The organism is Bacillus cereus, assembly GCF_002577405.1.
Taxonomy (GTDB): Bacteria; Bacillota; Bacilli; order Bacillales; family Bacillaceae_G; genus Bacillus_A; species Bacillus_A cereus_AU.
Genome location: NZ_NULR01000019.1, coordinates 101,561 through 119,038 on the forward strand (window position 1 = coordinate 101,561; position 17,478 = coordinate 119,038).

The following is a 17,478-nucleotide window of genomic DNA, read 5'->3' on the forward strand; positions in this document are numbered from 1 at the left end:
TTTATTTTTCCGAATGTTCAAAATACATTGTTTTTCTGATTTTTTACTCATATAATTTCATCTAAACACAATTTTTGAGGGGTGGACAGTATTATGAAAGAAATTCAAGTGGGGTTATTAGGTCTTGGGACAGTTGGGAGTGGTGTAGTTCGTATCATTACAGATCATCAAGAGCGACTTATACACCAAGTTGGATGCCCAGTAAAGGTAACGAAAGTGTTAGTGCAAAACATTGAGAAAGAGAGAGAGGTCGAAGTGCCTTCTACTCTATTAACACAAAATGTGAATGAAATTTTAGATAATCCTAATATTGATGTTGTCATCGAAGTTATGGGTGGTATTGATGATGCGAAAGCATATATTTTACAAGCTTTAAAAGGCGGGAAGCACGTTGTGACTGCAAATAAAGATTTAATGGCGTTACACGGAGCGGAACTCTTAGCGGTAGCAAAAGATAACAATGCTGATTTATTTTACGAAGCTAGTGTAGCTGGAGGGATTCCAATTTTACGAAGCATCGTAGAAGGGCTTTCTTCAGATCTTATTACGAAGGTAATGGGAATTGTAAATGGAACGACAAACTTTATTTTGACGAAAATGTCAGACGAAGGGAGAGCGTATAACGACGTGTTAAAAGAAGCTCAGCAGCTTGGATTTGCAGAAGCAGATCCAACATCAGACGTAGAAGGTTTAGATGCAGCAAGGAAAATGACGATTTTGGCTACTCTTGGTTTTTCTACAAATGTAGAGCTTGGAGATGTGAAAGTAAAAGGGATTACTTCTATTACAGCAGAAGATATTGAATATAGTAAGAGCTTAGGCTATACAATTAAATTAATTGGTCTTGCAAAGCGAGATGGCGAGAAATTAGAGGTTACAGTTGAGCCAACTTTACTTCCAAATACACACCCTCTTGCGGCAGTGCAAAATGAATATAATGCTGTCTATGTGTATGGTGAAGCAGTAGGAGAAACGATGTTTTATGGACCGGGAGCAGGAAGCTTACCGACAGCGACAGCTGTTGTTTCAGACCTAGTTGCTGTAATGCAAAATATTAGGTTAGGCGTAAACGGAAATAGTGCGGTTTCTCCTCAGTATAAAAAAGTATTAAAAGAGCCAGATGAAATTGTTGTGAAAAAGTTTTTAAGATTGCATGTGAAAGATGAGATTGGTGTATTTGCAAAAATTACAGCATTGTTCTCTGAGCGCGGTGTTAGCTTTGAAAAGATTATTCAAATGCCACTTGAGGAGAAAGGGAAAGCAGAAATTGTAATTGTAACGCATCGTGCTTCTCTTGCGGATTACGAGTACATTCTACATACATTGCAATCGTATGAAGAAATAGATTGTTTGAAAGCAAACTATCGAATTGAAGGAGATGCTAAGTAGTATCTTTTCTAATAAAATGAAAAAACCTATTAAGCGGCTTGCTTAATAGGTTTTTTTCTATTTAAAATCTGCGTACCAACTTGAATAAATGCTTGAATAATCCAACCTGTTGTAAAGGATAAGATAATTGTTCCAAAATAGATTGGTCCATCTAATAAGAAGCTTAATGTTAAAAATAAAAAAGCTAATGAAATTTCTGTTCTTCTAAATGTCCATTTCTTTTTCTCAGCAACAGTTAAAACGAAAGCCTCTTGAGGTGCCGCGCAAAGGTTTGTAGAGACATAAAGACCGATTCCGGCTCCGACGAATAGATTTCCGCAAATAAGTGTTATATATTTTGGAAGAGAGCGGATAGCGTCCATAATAGTTGTAATGGAACCAACCCAGTCAACGAAAAGAGAAATAAGAATCATCGTTACAATTGTGCCGATTGTAATTTGTTTTTTGTTCCAAAAGAGTACGATAAGGGTAAAAACAAAGTTAATCATGAAAAGCCAAAAACCAATACTTATCCCGAAATTTTGATATAGTGCAATAAAGAAGGAATCATAAGGGCTAAGTCCAAAGGAAGTAATTGTCGTCATCATATTAATACCGATGGCGAGAATGAGTAGACCACCAATGAAAAATATATATTCTAATTTGAATCGAAGCATAGTTGTATATCCTTTCAAAATGTATTTGCTAGGAAAGGATATATTGTGGAAAGCTTACCAGGTCAAGGGAGAATTTTTGCGAGAAGGGGAGAATGAAATGACAAATATAAGAAAGATTGCTGAACTCGCTGGTGTATCTGTTTCGACTGTTTCACGTGTACTGAACAATCATCCGTACGTAAATGAACAGAAACGAAAAGAAATTTTGGCGATTATAGAGGAATTAAATTATACGCAAAATGTGAATGCAATTCATTTAGTGAAAGGTAAAACAAATGTAATCGGTGTTTTATTACCACACGTAAATGATCAATATTACAGCGCGATTATCGGGGGAATATCAAAGGAAACCGCAAAGAACAATTATAATATGATGCTCTGCCAGACAAATTATAGTGAAGAAAAAGAACTTGAAATTTTACATATGTTAAAAATGAAAAAGCTTGATGGAGTAATTATATGTTCAAGGACAAATAGTAAAGAAAAACTTGAAGAATATACGCAGTTTGGTCCAATTGTTATGTGTGAGGAAATAGATTCGAATTTCATTTCAAGTGTACACATCGATTACTATAAAGTGTTTTCACAAGGGATGAAAAGCTTAATAGATGATGGTCATACGCGTATCGGATATTGCATCGGAAGAAGTAATAGTATTAATAGCCAAAGACGAAAACAAGCGTATGAAGATTCGCTTCAACAGATTGCTGTCACACCGTTAGAGACCTGGAAATTTAAAGGCTGTTTTACGGTGGAAGATGGGCGTAATGTAGTTAGGGAATGGGCTCATATGTCTGTAAAACCGACGGCGTTTCTTGTATCTTGCAACCATATTGCTGCAGGAATGGTAACAGAGGCGAAAAAACAAGGAATTCGTATTCCAGAGGATATTACGATTATCGGATGTGATGATCAAGAGGTGGCAGATATATTAGACATTACGACGATTTCATATTCTAGTAAAAATGTTGGTGTAAAGGCATTTGAATTATTATATGAAAAGATTAATGACGAAAAAATAGATGTGCAGCATGTAGAGTTATTACCAGAGTTGGTAGAGAGGGAAACGACATAATAGAGAGTGTGTGAAAATCGCTTTTCAAAATTTCGTTTGGTATAATTATGGACAATCTATGAGGGGTAAAAGGGGTTTTGATATGAGATCAAAAGTGGTAAAAGTAATCCTACTCATTACAATTTCATCTTTCTGTTTATTTGCATATGGCTTTGTTTCGGGTGTAAATGAGGTATTAAATCCAACAGCTTCAAACTTAGTTAAGAAAAACGATGTAGTGGCAAAAGAGAAAAAGAAAACAGGAACGTTACAAATAGTTAGTTTGGGTGATTCGTTAACGCGCGGCGTTGGTGATAAAGAAGGAATTGGCTATATTGGACGAATGAAAGAAGATTTACAAAAAGATTATAAGCAAAAGGTTGCATTAACAAATTTAGCAGTTAGTGGTGCGAAAATGCCTGACTTATTAAAACAGATTGAGAGTAGTGGCGCTCAATATTCAATTAAGCAAGCGGATGTAATCGTTTTAACGATTGGTGGGAATGATTTATTTCCAGGTTGGGAGTCGCTCGGGAAAATAGATTTAGAGACGTATCGCCCTGATACGGAAACATTTCAGAATGAAGCGAAGAAAATTATAGACGAAATTCGTAAATTAAATCCGGATAGCCCTATTTTTTGGCTCGGTTTATACAATCCTTTTGAAGATGTAGAAGATTTAAAAGGATCTTCAAGCATTGTTGTAGACTGGAATGCAGCTTTAGAGAAATTAGCGCTAAACGATAAAAATGTGTATATTACACCGACATTTGATCTATTCCAAAACCGCGGAAAAGATTTATTATACTCTGATCATTTTCATCCGAATGAAGTAGGGTATACATATATGGCAGAACGCTTAGTTCAAAATGTTGCAAGTAAATTAAAACTAGAACAAGGAGGGGTAAAATGACAACGATACTTTCTGTACGAGACTTGAAGAAGGTAATTGGGAAGAAGACACTTGTAGAGAATATTTCCTTTGATGTGAAGCAAGGAGAAGTGTTTGGATTCTTAGGGCCAAATGGTGCAGGAAAAACGACTACGATTCGAATGTTAGTCGGATTGATTAAAGCAACAGAAGGTACGGTTTCTATCGGTGGCTATTCGATTAAGGAAAATTTTAGAGAAGCAATGCGTCAAATTGGGAGTATCGTTGAAAACCCAGAGCTGTATGCCTATTTAACGGGATGGGAAAATTTAAAGCAATTTGCTCGTATGTTAGGTAATATATCTGATGAACGTATTGTTGAAATTTCCAAAATGGTTCACTTAGACGAAAGAATTCATGACAAGGTAAAAACATACTCGCTTGGTATGAAGCAACGCCTTGGAATTGCACAGGCGCTTCTTGGGAATCCTAAGTTACTTATATTAGATGAGCCAACAAATGGTTTAGATCCGGCAGGGATTCGAGAACTAAGGGAATTTATACATAAGCTTGTAGAAGAAGAAAATATGAGTGTGTTTATTTCAAGTCACTTATTAAGTGAAGTACAAATGATATGCGATCGTGTCGCTATTATTCATAAAGGAAAAATGATAACAGTTGCCAAGGTCGAAGAGTTAATTAAAACGGCAAGCGATCGTGTAGAATGGATTGTTACACCGATTTCTAAAGCAAAAGATATGCTAGAAGATGCTGAAGAGGTAAAAGAAGTGAGCATAGAAGGTGAACGGCTACTATGTCGTATGGATGTTGCATCTATTAATGTTTGGAATAAACACTTTGTAGAAAACGGGATAGATGTACATAGCGTGAAAGAGCTTGTATTTACGCTAGAGGATTTATTTATTGAACTCACAAGGGGTGAGCAGCATGCGTGAATTTGCGAATCTAGTTTTAAATGAATCGGAAAAAATTTATCGTAAGAAACGTATTTTTGTTGTCATGCTTATTTTAGCAATCTTAATCCCACTTTTTGTGTATGCTCAGTATCGTGAAATCGAAACGACACAAAAAAGGCTTGGTACAACTGATTGGAAAGTTTCATTACAACAGCAAATTGTAGATTCTCAAAATCGTTTGAATAATTCCAGATTGCCAGAAGAATGGCGTGATTGGCTAAAAGTAAGAGTGGAACAGCAACAATATTATTTAGATCATGATATTAACCCGATGGCACCAGGAGCGCCGACATTTGTAAGGGCATTTATTGAACAGGGGATTACATTATTTATCCCACTTCTTGTAATGATTGTCGCCATCGATATCGTTTCAGGTGAACGGAGTGATGGGACGATGAAGATGCTTCTTACGAGGCCGATTCGGCGCTGGAAAATACTCCTTAGTAAATACGTGACGATGTTATTTTTCATTTCGCTCATCTTGCTTCTCGTCGGTGCGTTTGCTTACGTATTATCGGGGCTTGTATTTGGATACTCAGGATGGAATTTGCCTATTTTAACAGGATTCGTCATTGATAAGGAAACACTAAATACGAACTTTGTACATCTTATTCCGCAGTGGCAGTATATCTTAATGGCGTACGGATTAGCTTGGTTTGTTGCTATCGTTGTCGGAACTATATCATTTATGGTCTCTGTTTTAATACGTAATACACCAGCTGGTATGGGAGTTATGCTAGCCGCATTAATTGCGGGCGGTATTTTAACCTCATTTGCAACATCTTGGGAAGGCGCGAAATATATTTTTAGTGTGAATTTATCATTAACGGATTATTTATCAGGGAAATTGCCTGCATTACAAGGGTTATCAATGGGATTTTCTTTAATGAATTTAACGGTTTGGGCAGTCGTTTCTCTTATCATTTCATTTGTAGTATTTACAAGGCAGGATATGGTGAATTAATTGGACAGGAAGTGAAAGCATGGAAAATGTTTTAAAGAATGATTGGGGACCATTATTGGCATCAGAATTTGAGAAAGAATATTATCGTACGCTAGCTGGCTTTTTGAAGGAAGAGTACAGTACACATGTTGTTTATCCAAAGGTAGAAGATATTTTTAATGCCCTATCGTATACAAGTTATGAAAATACGAAGGTTGTTATTTTAGGACAAGATCCGTATCACGGGCCTAATCAAGCACATGGCTTAAGCTTTTCTGTACAACCGGGTGTAAAAACGCCACCGTCGCTGTTAAATATGTATAAAGAACTTCGAGATGAATATGGTTATGAAATTCCGAATAACGGTTATTTAGTAAAGTGGGCGGAGCAAGGGGTATTATTATTAAATACTGTATTAACCGTTCGTCAAGGTGAGGCGAATTCTCATAAAGGAAAAGGATGGGAGCATTTCACGGATCGTGTAATTGAGCTATTAAATGAACGTGAAAAGCCGGTTATTTTCATATTATGGGGACGCCATGCACAGGCGAAGAAAAAGTTAATTACGAATACGAATCATCATATTATTGAATCTGTGCATCCGAGTCCGTTATCAGCAAGACGTGGTTTCTTTGGCAGTAAACCGTATTCCAAAGTAAATACGATTTTAGCTAATATGGGCGGGAGAGAAATTGATTGGGAAATTCCAAATATATGAACGCAAAAAAGGTAGCTAACAATTGTTAACTACCTTTTTACTATTACCGTTCATTTTTTAGTTTTGCATCTAGTACAAAAGTACCAAATGGGATAACTGATGCAGCAAGTGCGCCAAGTGCCCATAAAATTGATTTACGGTGTACGATTGTTACTTGAATTACCGCAAAGATAAATAGTATAAATAGAACTCCGTGAGCCATACCTGTAATTTTAACAGCTGTTGCAAACCCTGCGAAATATTTTAACGGCATTGCTACAAATAATAGTAATAGGAAAGAAATCCCCTCAACTAAGCCGATTGCTCTCAGTCGTCCGATTGGTGTAGATAACATGAAGTAGCCTCCTTTAACGTCTGCTTGTTTATAGTAAATTTGTATTCTTTTTCAAAATAAAATAGTCTATTTTATTCCATTATATACAAAAAGAAAGTTTACACTACGAGAATAGTGCAAAGTTCAAAATATAGTCACAAAACTATGGTGATTTAAATAAAAACCTATTTGAAGTATTTGACTTCAAATAGGTTTTATGAATGAAAATATTAAACAAGTACTTCGCTTTTTAATACGAATTTCTCTACAACTTTCGCAACGCCATCGTTCATATTTGTATCTGTTACGTAATTTGCAATTTCTTTAATATCATCTGGTGCATTGCCCATTGCAACGCCAAGACCAGCGAATTCAATCATCGCTTGGTCATTATAGCTATCGCCCATTGCAATAACTTCTTCACGTTTAATACCAAGAGTTTGAATTAGTTGATTTAAGCTTGTCCCTTTTGTAACGCCATATTCAGTGAATTCTAAGAAGAATGGTTTTGAACGCATCACGCTTAATTGTCCTTCTAGTTGTTTTTGTAGCTTTGTTTCTACCGTTTGTAAGTGTTCAGGATTCCTTACCATTAGTACTTTTACAACGGGTTGTTGCACAGCCTCTTTCAGGTTGTTTACTTCTCTGATTGGCATACCAGTAATTTGACCTTCAATTTCTGTATAAGAGTTATTCTCTTCAGTTATAATATCGTCACTAATATATGTGTGAATCCATACATTTTCTTCTTTACTAATATCGTATAAGCTGTGAACGGTTTCAGGAGATAATGTACTACTAAATAATTCTTCATCTGTTTTACAGTTAATAATTTTTGCACCATTGAATGAAAGAATGAAACTACCGTATTCTTCTAAGCGTAATTCTTTTGCAATTGCGCGCATTGCGAATGTTGGACGTCCAGAAGCTAGTACAACTTTTACTCCTTGTTCTTGTGCAGTCATTAAAGCTTCTTTCGTGCGAGGTGAAATGGTATGGTCATCACGTAATAAAGTATCATCTAAATCTAAAACAATCATTTTATAAGTCATATCAAAAATTCCCTTCTTTATTTAAATAGAAATACATGTTAATGAAGATGTTAAGGAATAGTAGTAAGACATCGAACTTCTTTGGGAAGAAGTAGATAAATTATCATGAGCGTATTGTCCATGATAATTTATCGTAACAACTCTACAGATAGAGTGCAATAATGGAAGTTTTCCAATTTACGATAGTTGTTTTTCTGAGGAACGAGAAAATAGTATTTCTAGCAAGATCGCCATTACAGATCCAAGAACCAGACCGTTACTTAAAAATGATGCTAGAAATGGTGGGAGCGTAGAAAATGCTCCTGCTGGAATGAACATAACCCCGATTCCTGTAAAGATTGAAAGACCTGCTACTTTAAATAATCGTTCTTTATCCTGTACGGTTTCGTATTCGCGAAAAGCGAGACCGATCATACTTGCAAATACAGGATAAATCGCAGCATACCCAACAGCAACAGGAATTGCTGCAAAAAATGAAGTAATCTTTGGGAATATACTAACGAAAATAATAAAGCTCGACCCTAACATAAATGGAAGGCGTTTATAAATATTTGTCGTTGCGATAAAACCTGCTGATCCAGAAATGGCAACAGGACCAATAGCTGAAAATAGACCACCTAGCAACTGATTTATTCCTGTTATAATGCCAGCTTGTTTGAAACGATTCTCTGCGGCACCTTCTTCATATTTAGAAACAACCTTTTGTACAACGCGAATACTTGCTAACATATTTGTTAGAAGTAGTAAGGTGACAAAAACGACTGTAATCGCCATGTTCCATTCAACACGAGGCATCCCGAAAACAAATAGAGACGGAAGACGGATTATGTCTGTCACAGGTGTTATTGGATTAGATAATCCGAAGCACGCGAATAGTATCCAGCCACAAACAATACTGAAAAGAACAGAATATTGTCCAATAATAGGTAGCTTCATGATGAAAAAGGATAGTAAAATAACAATAAGTGAAAGAATAAATACGTCGGCCTGAACTTCTGTATGTTTTCCATCGAGGCCGAACATTCCTTTTAAGAAGGAGCCACTAAGTTGTGCAACAAGAAGAAATAAATACGTTCCAATGACTGTGGGTGTGAAATAGCGAACTAGTTTATCGATAAGTCCAAAAACGCTAAGAAGAATGCAAATAATGCCACTTAATAAGAAGGCGTATTGAAGAACTTTAAGCGTTTCATTGCTTGATCCAAATAATACGACGCCTAAACTTGCATAAAGGGAGAAAATTCCCCACCACAGGCCTGCAGGACCTTCTTGAATAGGGAGCTTATGACCAAATATAGCTTGCAGTAGGCCGGCAAAGCCAAGAACAAATAATGTTCTTTGTACAAATGCAATAGCTTCAGAACCATCGAGACCATAACTAGTTGCGACACTAATTGGTACAATAAGGCTTCCGGCTAAAATAAATAGTGCCCATTGTAAGGCGGAAAGGAATGTCTTCATTATATCAACCTCTTTCATAGATTCCGTATCTAGTATATATGTATTTCATTTCCACTGGCAAAGATTGTAGATAGAGAAAAGAGTTGAAACACGATATGAATGCACGTAAACAATTATTGATAGCAGTTATATGTATGACTTTTGTCGTAATGCTAGGAACACTAGGATTTATGATAATTGAAGAAATTAGTTTGTTTCAAGCATTTTGGATGACGATGATCACTGTATTAACTGTTGGATACGGAGATGCCGTTCCTTTAACGCAGGCGGGGAAAGTATTTGCACTTCTTATTATCCCTGTTGGCGTCGGTATCGTTACGTATGCAATAGGGGTAGTAGCAGCTATGATTATTGAAGGGAATTTATTTCATGCAGTGCGGAGGAAGAAGATGGATAAACAAATAGCACAGTTACAAAATCATATTATAGTATGTGGTTGCGGTAGAGTTGGGCTTCAAGTTGTACATGAATTACAGGAGAAGAAAATTCCATTTGTCGTTGTGGATAAAGATGAAAGTATATTCGAACAGGAAAAGCTTTTATATGTACATGGGGATGCAACGGAAGATCACGTATTACATAACGCGGGAATCTCGGAGGCGGCTGGTCTAGTCGCTATTGTAGCAAATGATGCTGAAAATGTATTCATTACATTAACAGCAAGAGGATTGAACGATACAATTAAAATTTTAGCAAGAGCTGAAAAACCAGAAACCGAAGAGAAGTTACGTCGTGCCGGCGCGAATAAGGTTATTAATCCGTCTAGTATGGCAGGAATTCATATTGCAAAAGGTATTGCGAATCCATTAACAGTTCATTATATTGATACAGTGTTATACGGAGTAGAACAGTCATTTGTCATTGAAGAAATTTTAGTCGGCAAAGATTCTATATTAGTCGGTAAAACATTATTAGAGAGCGATGTGAGAAATCAGTTTGATGTAACAATTTTGGCTATTTTAAGGAATGGAAATATTATTCATAATCCAACGGGGCAGGAAAAACTGCAAGAACGTGATATGATAATAGTATTTGGTTCAGTAGAGAAACTGGGGCAATTTGAGAAAGAATTACAAAGTGCGAGGTGATAAGGGATGCAAATATCTAGCGATAAGATTTTAAATAAAATGGCGAATGAAATTGCAAAGGCAAAAAGTAGTGAAGGGCAAAAGTCGAAAGAACATTTATTAGTTGTGCGAGCATTATGTGATTTATTATTAGATGAACAAGTTGAATCGCATACGTATAGAGAGCCACAAGTTCAATCACAAATAATCGGCTCTCAGCCTATGACAACAGTTCAACCGGTTATGCCGATTTCTGGAGAGCCAGTATATATAAAAGAAGATGATGCAAACGGTAACTCTTTATTGGATTTTTAAAAGCAAAATCGTTTGGCTTATATGAAAAAATTGCTTATGATAAAAGTAAAAAAGGGGAATTAAGATGAAAATTTTCTTTTTACTAGGTTGTATTGCAGCGGGGCTATCTGTTGCGTTAGGGGCATTTGGAGCACACGGTTTAGAAAATAAAATTTCTGCAAAAATGTTAGAGGTTTGGAAAACAGGTGTTACATATCAAATGTTTCATGCAGGTGGACTATTCGTAGTTGCTTTATTAATGGATAAGATTCAATCATCACTTTTAACTACTGCTGGTTGGCTAATGGTAGCTGGGATTATTATGTTCTCAGGTAGTTTGTATGCATTAAGTACGACAGGTATTAAGTTCTTTGGCCCAATTACACCTCTTGGTGGTGTAGCATTTATTGTGGCGTGGATTCTAGTAGGAACTGCAGTTGTAAAAGGGTTATAAAAAACAAAAGCTGGCAGGAGCCAGCTTTTTTTTATGGTCTTGGAGGATAAGTTGCTTGTTGACTAGGTAAATACGTAATTTCTCCTGGGAATTCTACATAATCTAAGTAAATCATTAGTAGCAAATAGCGCTTTCCAGATTTCGGTTCACTAATAACGATATGATCACGTCCAGCTGCCTCGATGATCCCTGTATAAGATTGTGTACCAAGCGAACTACCACGTTCATAAGTCATTACAACTGTAGCTGGCTTACCCTTGTTTAAACGAAGGATGTTTTCAATATATGATTGCTCTAGTGGTAGCATCCCTTGAGAAGCTGCAAGCTGAGCCTGAGCAACTTGTTGTTGCATCGCTTGTTGCTGTTGCTGTTGCCCAGGAGTCATTTGTTGCGGTTGCACATAAGTTCCAGATGGTTGATAAAAACCTGTTCCATAGTATGGGTTTTGTTGCTGTGCCATTCAAAAATCCCTCCTCATTTTCATTCCTTAATATACGCCAGGACAATCCTCACCAGATGGTTGGAAGAAGCAGTGCTTTTTAAAGCGACCAGAATTTTGTTGGTCATACCAAGTTGGTGGGCAAGGGCCTTCGGGTCTAAAAAACCATAAGGAAAAGTTGGCAGGCCAAAAACGTTGTCCTTGAATGGTTCGTCTTGCTAAGGCGATATCTTGTTCCCTTGCTCGTTGATAAAAATACCCTTTTTGCGTTGCCTCAAAACCACCAGGATTTTGATAAACCATTTGACGTAAATTACGTATTTTTTTAAAATCTAAACAATTTCCGCGGACACGATTCACCCCAACGTTTCCGACCATCAACATTCCTTGTTGCCCTTCTCCTTCGGCTTCAGCACGCATCAGTCTAGCTAATAACTTTACATCTTCTTCGTTATAAGCAATAACACCCATTATGTGTCACCTCTCTTTTTGGAATACCTTTTGGAAAGAGGTTATTTCTAGATGGAGTGTGGAACAATTACTAGTTCATACGTATGAGAAAAAGGACTCAGATATGACAACCAAACGAAGTTTTACATTTTGTGAGGGAAAGAAAAAAAGCTAGCGTGGGCTAGCTTTTTCATTAGAATATTTTAGACCATAAATTTGAGAAGAAATCACCAATTGAACGTGTTGTTAATACGAACCAATTTGCTTTTTCAACCTCTTCTGTCGTTTTTGCAGCAACTTTCATACTTTTACTTCCGTCTAAGAAACCGTATTTATCAGTTGATTCTAAAACGATGGAACCAACCTTTGCATCTTTCTTAATAGGAGCAACTAAATGTCCATCTTCAGCAAGAGATTTATCTGCTTCAGCTGAAATTTTGTAAGGTGATTTGCTACCTTTTGCAGTAACTACTGTCACTTCTTTTTCTGGTGCAACTGTCACGTAGTCTTCTTTACCTTTTACTACAGAAATTTTGTTATTTTTATCTACTTTTAATTTCTGTTTTTCGAAGTTATTAAATCCATATTCAATTAATGCGCGAGATTCTGTGAAACGTTCGTCCATTGATTTTGTCTTAATAATAACTGAAATCAGGCGCAAATCACCACGTTTTGCTGTAATAGTGAATCCATATCCAGCAGTATCAGAACTTCCTGTTTTTAAACCATCTGCTCCTTCATAAGCGAAGGCAGCTCCTGGTAACATCCAGTTCCAGTTTTCCATACGAATTGGTTTTGGATGATTGTCTGGGAAGTTTCTAAATCTTTGTTTTGTATCCTCTAGCATTTCTGGATACTTTGTAATAATTTCTTTTGAAAGAATACCCATATCGCGGGCTGACATAGAGTTTTCTCCGTTCGGATCAGTTCCTTCAGGATGTTTCCCTTTTAAATCAGCATTATTTAAACCGGTAGAATTTACAAATTTATATTTCTTTAACCCTAGTTTTTTCGCAAGATCATTTGCGAGATTTAAGAAGTTTTTCTCACTTCCTGCAAGAAGTTCTGCTAAAGCAATACTAGATCCGTTTGCAGAGAAGATAATGATAGAATGATATAATTCTCTTACGGTATATTGACGTCCTTTCTCAAATGGTACGTTAGAGAATTCGTTATTACGAGAGACTTCATAAGCGTAATCAGAAATATTTACTTTCGTATCCCAAGTAATTTTACCTTCTTTAATTGCTTCTAAAACAGCGTAAACAACAATTAATTTTGACATACTAGCAATAGCTAGCAATTCATCTGGGTTTTGTTCATGCAGTATTTTTCCTGTATCTGCATCAAATAAAAGTGCAGCAGCTGCCTCTATATGTATTTTTTCTTCCGCATGGGATGTTGTTACTCCTAAGGAAGAAAATGACAATAGAAACGCTAGTAAAATAGACAAGATTTTCCTCATATAAATTATCACCTTCGCATCGTTATTAGCATATAGCTCGTACCATTTTAGCATAACTTTACATATAAAAAGGTTACAATTTTACAAGAAATTTGAAAGTGATTTTTCGATTTTTGTTCAAAATCGCAGAGAAAAGAGGTTTTTTGAGGGGAAATATAGAGGATAATAAAAAAAGGAACGAATTTCGTTCCTTTTTCACTATTATATGTGTAAAAATTTCTCTACTTTTTCGTTTGGTAAAATGTTTCCAACAAAGAATGTTCCAAATTCACCGTAACGAGCACTTACTTCATCGAAGCGCATTTCATATATAAGTTTCTTAAATTGAAGAACATCGTCAGCGAATAATGTTACGCCCCACTCGAAATCGTCGAATCCAACAGATCCTGAAATAACTTGTCGTACTTTACCTGCGTATTGGCGACCGATCTTGCTGTGACTGTACATCATTTTTTTACGCTCTTCCATAGGAAGCATGTACCAGTTGTCATCACCTTGTCGACGCTTATCCATTGGATAGAAGCAAATATGATTTGCTTTCGGTAGGTCAGGATATAAGCGAGCTAAAATTTGTGGATTTTGATATGGATCCTCATCAGCTGGAAGGTAGTTGCTTAGTTCAACAACAGATACGTAAGAATATGCAGGAACCATATATTCAGCTAATGTTGTTTTATTCAATTCTGTCTCAATTTCATTTAACTCTTCCATTGTTGGACGTAAAATCATAAGCATAATATCAGCTTTTTGGCCAACAACTGTATACATTGCGTGACTGCCTTTTTTTGCAGCCGATACTTCGTTCCAGTTCTCAACGACATTTAAAAATTCAGACACTGCTTGTCCGCGTTCGTCGCTAGATAATGTTTTCCATGCAGCCCAATCAATAGAACGTAAATCATGTAAACAATACCAGCCATCTAACGTTGTTGTTGCTTCACTCATTCTATTCACCTCAGTTAATGATATTTTACACGTTAACTATAGCATATATAGGTTTAAAAACATCTATATAAAGTTTCGGCGCATAAAATTGTCACATTTATATTTACTGGAAAACGGGAGAAAATAAGGCTTAAATAGGCCTTGTTTCTAGGCTGAATTTTATGAAAATATAATCATTTTTATTTTATCTATTTTTTAGGGGCTATAAGTTTAAAATATAGAGGAAAAGCAGTATTCTTAAAGATAGAGTTTTTTAACATTTGTAGGAGGGTTTATTCGTGAGTAATTTATTTACAACAGTAAAAGAAAAAGTTCAAGGAAAAGGCATTTCTATTGTACTTCCTGAAGGAACTGATGAAAGAATTTTAGGCGCTGCAGAGCGTTTAGCAAAAGAAGAGTTAGTAAAGCCAATCTTAGTTGGTAATAAAGAAGAAATTAGCGCAAAAGCTGCTAGCATGAACTTAACATTAGCAGGCGTTGATATTTATGACCCAGCTACATACGAAGAAATGGATGCAATGGTAGCATCTTTCGTTGAACGCCGTAAAGGTAAAGCAACAGAAGAAGACGCACGCAAAATCCTTAAAGACGAAAATTACTTCGGTACAATGCTTGTATACATGGGCAAAGCACAAGGTTTAGTAAGTGGTGCAGCTCACTCTACAGCTGATACAGTTCGTCCAGCACTTCAAATTATTAAAACAAAACCAGGCGTTACAAAAACTTCTGGCGTATTCATCATGGTACGTGAAGAAGAGAAATATGTATTCGCTGATTGCGCAATTAATATTGCACCAAACAGCCAAGATTTAGCTGAAATTGGTATCGAAAGTGCGAAAACTGCTGAATTATTCGGCATTGACCCACGCGTTGCTATGTTAAGCTTCTCTACAAAAGGTTCTGCGAAATCTCCAGAAACAGAAAAAGTTGTAGAAGCAACTCGCATTGCAAAAGAAATGGCTCCAGAATTAACTTTAGATGGAGAATTCCAGTTTGACGCTGCATTCGTACCATCTGTAGCTGAGAAAAAAGCTCCAGGTTCTACAATTAAAGGTGACGCAAACGTATTCGTATTCCCAAGCTTAGAAGCTGGTAATATCGGCTACAAAATTGCTCAACGTTTAGGTAACTTCGAAGCAGTAGGACCAATCTTACAAGGTTTAAATATGCCTGTAAATGACCTATCTCGTGGCTGTAACGAAGAAGAAGTGTACAAGTTAGCTTTAATTACAGCAGCTCAAGCACTTTAATTTTATAAAGAATTGAAATAAAAACCGTCGCTATAAGAGCGACGGTTTTTATTTTTCTAAGCCAAGTGCTTTATTATTACGATCAATAATACGTTGCAAATTCGTCTCATATAAAGGAATCTCATCTATTGTTAATTGAGATGGTGTTAACTTTGGAGCGAATTGTTGCAGTGTTTTTAAAAGGCGCATCATTAAATCTTGTACTGTAATGGTTTCACCAAGTAATTCAGAGAGCGAGGCCATTGTACTCGGTACAATTTCAGGGTACGTAAAGCGTGTTTCTTCTCCTTGGATTGCTACGTTGTAGAAATCACGAACGAGTGCGGCACGCTCAGAGCCACTCCCTGTAGCACAGAGATAAATTTGGACAGCGACACCACCGCGAATACGGCGCTGTGAAATACCAGCGAATTTTTGATCGCGAATACTTAAATCGTAGCTACCAGGACAGTAAGAACCAACAATTTCTTTTGCCTCAATAGTAACATCGTAATCTTTTAACATTTCCTTAATTAAATGCCACATCGTATCGTATCCAAGATCAATATCGATACCTTTCTCTGTTTCTTGGAATAAAAGCGATACGTTTAAAACACCTTCATCTAATACGACCGCAAGTCCACCGGAATTACGAACGATAACATTGAAGTTGTTTTCTTTTAAAAAGGAAATACCTTCTTCTAAATGTGGTAGGCGTGAATCTTGAATGCCAAGAACAATTGTATTGTGATGAACCCAAGAGCGCATTGTTGCAGCTGATTCGCCCTTTCCAATGCTTGTGCATAATGTGTCGTCCATTGCAAACGACTGAAGTGCATGGAATGTCGGTCCTAAACTAGACTGATCTACAATACGCCACTCCGGCTGAGATAAAATCGAACGGGAATTGCTCATATAACTAACCCCTTATCTTTAAAATGACAATCTCTATTATAACAAAAAATAACGAAAGTAGTTTTTAGGAGGAAACCTTACTGAATTGTAATGTTGTTGTAAGGAAAGTGAATTGGTTAAACTAGCTGCGATAGTTAAACTAAGAGATGTAATTATGATTTTAGGAGGAATACAAATGAAACAAGTGAAATTAGGGCTCGTAGCGATTATGTCAGCTGCTGTATTTAGTGGCTGTTCTATTATGGATATGGTTGCACCACAAGCAAAGGGTGTTGTTATGTACGGAGATGAAACTGGTGTTCAAAAAACAATGGATCAATATAAAGATAAAATTGAATCTCAAAATAAATTTGAAGCAAAACTAGGTACTGTTAATGAGAAAAAGGTTTTAATTATGAATAAAACAACAGCCGACAAGATGGTAAAAGAAAAAATGCTGAAAAAAGTAGTGAAAGAAGATGTAGAACCGATTAAAGAATTGCCATCTATTTCTGATGAGGCTGGAATCGTATTTGCTAAAGAGGAACAAAAAGATGTAGTAATTGATGGCAAGAAAATGAAGTATGAAGGTAACGTAGTAATTGGTGATGCACGTAAATACACAGATATGTATGCAGTTGTTAGTGATGCAGAATATGTAAAGATAAATGAACCGGTAAAAACAATTGGATTAGTAGCCTTTAAGGAAAATCCAAAGAAAGAAATTTTCCCAGATATAAAGAGAGATTCTAAAGTAGAAGAAGCACATATGGTTGAAGTGAAATAATAAAAAGGATGCATGCAATG

At 36.3% G+C, this 17,478-nt stretch carries 20 protein-coding genes; 11 read left to right on the plus strand and 9 right to left on the minus strand.

Annotated features, from left to right (window positions below; genetic code table 11):
- The first annotated feature begins 93 nt into the window (after nucleotides 1-93).
- On the plus strand, nucleotides 94-1,389 hold the full coding sequence (locus COC96_RS22330; RefSeq protein WP_098268604.1) for a homoserine dehydrogenase: 1,296 nt from the start codon (nucleotides 94-96) through the stop codon (nucleotides 1,387-1,389).
- A 29-nt stretch (nucleotides 1,390-1,418) separates the two neighbouring features.
- Here the strand turns inward: COC96_RS22330 and COC96_RS22335 are convergent, their stop codons facing one another.
- Complete coding sequence (locus tag COC96_RS22335; RefSeq protein WP_098268605.1) at nucleotides 1,419-2,045, minus strand: YczE/YyaS/YitT family protein; 627 nt, start codon at nucleotides 2,043-2,045, stop codon at nucleotides 1,419-1,421.
- 97 nt (nucleotides 2,046-2,142) lie between these two features.
- Between COC96_RS22335 and COC96_RS22340 the strand changes: the two genes are divergently transcribed.
- From COC96_RS22340 to COC96_RS22360, 5 genes are read left to right on the plus strand one after another with little or no spacing between them, the layout of a single operon-like run.
- Complete coding sequence (locus COC96_RS22340; protein ID WP_098769387.1) at nucleotides 2,143-3,120, plus strand: LacI family DNA-binding transcriptional regulator; 978 nt, start codon at nucleotides 2,143-2,145, stop codon at nucleotides 3,118-3,120.
- Between the two features lie 10 nt (nucleotides 3,121-3,130).
- The gene (locus COC96_RS22345) at nucleotides 3,131-4,012 is read left to right on the plus strand and encodes an SGNH/GDSL hydrolase family protein (protein ID WP_141557873.1); all 882 of its coding nucleotides are present in this window, start codon (nucleotides 3,131-3,133) and stop codon (nucleotides 4,010-4,012) included.
- Nucleotides 4,009-4,926, plus strand: a complete 918-nt coding sequence (locus tag COC96_RS22350) for an ABC transporter ATP-binding protein (protein ID WP_098268608.1) — start codon at nucleotides 4,009-4,011, stop codon at nucleotides 4,924-4,926. Before COC96_RS22345 ends, COC96_RS22350 begins: the two co-directional genes overlap by 4 nt.
- Entirely contained in the window at nucleotides 4,919-5,911 is a 993-nt protein-coding gene (locus tag COC96_RS22355) for an ABC transporter permease subunit (protein ID WP_097902456.1), read from the plus strand. Before COC96_RS22350 ends, COC96_RS22355 begins: the two co-directional genes overlap by 8 nt.
- A gap of 19 nt (nucleotides 5,912-5,930) precedes the next feature.
- A complete protein-coding gene (locus tag COC96_RS22360; RefSeq protein WP_098769391.1) occupies nucleotides 5,931-6,608 on the plus strand; it encodes a uracil-DNA glycosylase in 678 nt (225 codons plus the stop codon).
- Between the two features lie 43 nt (nucleotides 6,609-6,651).
- Here COC96_RS22360 and COC96_RS22365 read toward each other — a convergent pair whose 3' ends face one another.
- From COC96_RS22365 to COC96_RS22375, 3 genes are all read right to left on the minus strand, one after another.
- On the minus strand, nucleotides 6,652-6,942 hold the full coding sequence (locus COC96_RS22365; RefSeq protein WP_098268610.1) for a DUF3817 domain-containing protein: 291 nt from the start codon (nucleotides 6,940-6,942) through the stop codon (nucleotides 6,652-6,654).
- 209 nt (nucleotides 6,943-7,151) lie between these two features.
- Nucleotides 7,152-7,973 carry a Cof-type HAD-IIB family hydrolase gene (locus COC96_RS22370; protein WP_098769393.1) on the minus strand — a complete coding sequence of 274 codons (822 nt, stop codon included), beginning with the start codon at nucleotides 7,971-7,973 and terminating at the stop codon, nucleotides 7,152-7,154.
- A gap of 177 nt (nucleotides 7,974-8,150) precedes the next feature.
- Entirely contained in the window at nucleotides 8,151-9,434 is a 1,284-nt protein-coding gene (locus COC96_RS22375) for a purine/pyrimidine permease (RefSeq protein WP_142340028.1), read from the minus strand.
- 95 nt (nucleotides 9,435-9,529) lie between these two features.
- Here COC96_RS22375 and COC96_RS22380 point away from each other — a divergent pair, with 95 nt between their 5' ends.
- The 3 genes from COC96_RS22380 to COC96_RS22390 all read left to right on the plus strand — a co-directional run bounded on the left by COC96_RS22380 (nucleotide 9,530) and on the right by COC96_RS22390 (nucleotide 11,249).
- Nucleotides 9,530-10,522, plus strand: a complete 993-nt coding sequence (locus COC96_RS22380; protein WP_141536009.1) for a potassium channel family protein — start codon at nucleotides 9,530-9,532, stop codon at nucleotides 10,520-10,522.
- A 6-nt stretch (nucleotides 10,523-10,528) separates the two neighbouring features.
- Complete coding sequence (locus COC96_RS22385) at nucleotides 10,529-10,816, plus strand: YwdI family protein (protein WP_097831424.1); 288 nt, start codon at nucleotides 10,529-10,531, stop codon at nucleotides 10,814-10,816.
- Between the two features lie 64 nt (nucleotides 10,817-10,880).
- On the plus strand, nucleotides 10,881-11,249 hold the full coding sequence (locus tag COC96_RS22390) for a DUF423 domain-containing protein (protein ID WP_000688311.1): 369 nt from the start codon (nucleotides 10,881-10,883) through the stop codon (nucleotides 11,247-11,249).
- Between the two features lie 31 nt (nucleotides 11,250-11,280).
- On the opposite strand, the gene gerQ is transcribed toward COC96_RS22390, so the two are convergent.
- From gerQ to hemQ, 4 genes are all read right to left on the minus strand, one after another.
- Nucleotides 11,281-11,709 carry a spore coat protein GerQ gene (gene gerQ, locus COC96_RS22395; RefSeq protein ID WP_098268614.1) on the minus strand — a complete coding sequence of 143 codons (429 nt, stop codon included), beginning with the start codon at nucleotides 11,707-11,709 and terminating at the stop codon, nucleotides 11,281-11,283.
- A gap of 27 nt (nucleotides 11,710-11,736) precedes the next feature.
- A complete protein-coding gene (cwlJ, locus tag COC96_RS22400) occupies nucleotides 11,737-12,159 on the minus strand; it encodes a cell wall hydrolase CwlJ (protein WP_000538162.1) in 423 nt (140 codons plus the stop codon).
- A 172-nt stretch (nucleotides 12,160-12,331) separates the two neighbouring features.
- On the minus strand, nucleotides 12,332-13,609 hold the full coding sequence (locus COC96_RS22405) for a serine hydrolase (protein WP_142340030.1): 1,278 nt from the start codon (nucleotides 13,607-13,609) through the stop codon (nucleotides 12,332-12,334).
- Nucleotides 13,610-13,804: 195 nt separating this feature from the next.
- Nucleotides 13,805-14,548 (minus strand): hydrogen peroxide-dependent heme synthase, encoded by a 744-nt coding sequence (gene hemQ / locus COC96_RS22410; RefSeq protein WP_097902448.1) that lies wholly within the window; start codon nucleotides 14,546-14,548, stop codon nucleotides 13,805-13,807.
- A 278-nt stretch (nucleotides 14,549-14,826) separates the two neighbouring features.
- Here hemQ and pta point away from each other — a divergent pair, with 278 nt between their 5' ends.
- On the plus strand, nucleotides 14,827-15,798 hold the full coding sequence (gene pta / locus COC96_RS22415) for a phosphate acetyltransferase (protein ID WP_000067219.1): 972 nt from the start codon (nucleotides 14,827-14,829) through the stop codon (nucleotides 15,796-15,798).
- Nucleotides 15,799-15,846: 48 nt separating this feature from the next.
- On the opposite strand, the gene COC96_RS22420 is transcribed toward pta, so the two are convergent.
- A complete protein-coding gene (locus COC96_RS22420) occupies nucleotides 15,847-16,692 on the minus strand; it encodes a lipoate--protein ligase family protein (protein WP_097902447.1) in 846 nt (281 codons plus the stop codon).
- 175 nt (nucleotides 16,693-16,867) lie between these two features.
- Between COC96_RS22420 and COC96_RS22425 the strand changes: the two genes are divergently transcribed.
- Nucleotides 16,868-17,458: a lipoprotein BA_5634 family protein gene (locus tag COC96_RS22425; protein WP_098769399.1), complete on the plus strand. Its 591-nt coding sequence runs from the start codon at nucleotides 16,868-16,870 to the stop codon at nucleotides 17,456-17,458.
- Nucleotides 17,459-17,478: the final 20 nt, after the last annotated feature.

Bases quoted from the DNA above. Each gene is read 5' to 3' on its own strand.
- COC96_RS22330 (WP_098268604.1), top strand. From the start codon at position 94: ATGAAAGAAATTCAAGTGGGGTTATTAGGTCTTGGGACAGTTGGGAGT.
- hemQ (WP_097902448.1), bottom strand. From the start codon at position 14,548: ATGAGTGAAGCAACAACAACGTTAGATGGCTGGTATTGTTTACATGAT.
- COC96_RS22360 (WP_098769391.1), top strand. From the start codon at position 5,931: ATGGAAAATGTTTTAAAGAATGATTGGGGACCATTATTGGCATCAGAA.
- COC96_RS22390 (WP_000688311.1), top strand. From the start codon at position 10,881: ATGAAAATTTTCTTTTTACTAGGTTGTATTGCAGCGGGGCTATCTGTT.
- COC96_RS22355 (WP_097902456.1), top strand. From the start codon at position 4,919: ATGCGTGAATTTGCGAATCTAGTTTTAAATGAATCGGAAAAAATTTAT.
- COC96_RS22365 (WP_098268610.1), bottom strand. From the start codon at position 6,942: ATGTTATCTACACCAATCGGACGACTGAGAGCAATCGGCTTAGTTGAG.
- COC96_RS22340 (WP_098769387.1), top strand. From the start codon at position 2,143: ATGACAAATATAAGAAAGATTGCTGAACTCGCTGGTGTATCTGTTTCG.
- COC96_RS22370 (WP_098769393.1), bottom strand. From the start codon at position 7,973: ATGACTTATAAAATGATTGTTTTAGATTTAGATGATACTTTATTACGT.
- cwlJ (WP_000538162.1), bottom strand. From the start codon at position 12,159: ATGGGTGTTATTGCTTATAACGAAGAAGATGTAAAGTTATTAGCTAGA.
- COC96_RS22350 (WP_098268608.1), top strand. From the start codon at position 4,009: ATGACAACGATACTTTCTGTACGAGACTTGAAGAAGGTAATTGGGAAG.
- COC96_RS22335 (WP_098268605.1), bottom strand. From the start codon at position 2,045: ATGCTTCGATTCAAATTAGAATATATATTTTTCATTGGTGGTCTACTC.
- COC96_RS22420 (WP_097902447.1), bottom strand. From the start codon at position 16,692: ATGAGCAATTCCCGTTCGATTTTATCTCAGCCGGAGTGGCGTATTGTA.
- COC96_RS22380 (WP_141536009.1), top strand. From the start codon at position 9,530: ATGAATGCACGTAAACAATTATTGATAGCAGTTATATGTATGACTTTT.
- COC96_RS22385 (WP_097831424.1), top strand. From the start codon at position 10,529: ATGCAAATATCTAGCGATAAGATTTTAAATAAAATGGCGAATGAAATT.
- gerQ (WP_098268614.1), bottom strand. From the start codon at position 11,709: ATGGCACAGCAACAAAACCCATACTATGGAACAGGTTTTTATCAACCA.
- COC96_RS22425 (WP_098769399.1), top strand. From the start codon at position 16,868: ATGAAACAAGTGAAATTAGGGCTCGTAGCGATTATGTCAGCTGCTGTA.
- COC96_RS22375 (WP_142340028.1), bottom strand. From the start codon at position 9,434: ATGAAGACATTCCTTTCCGCCTTACAATGGGCACTATTTATTTTAGCC.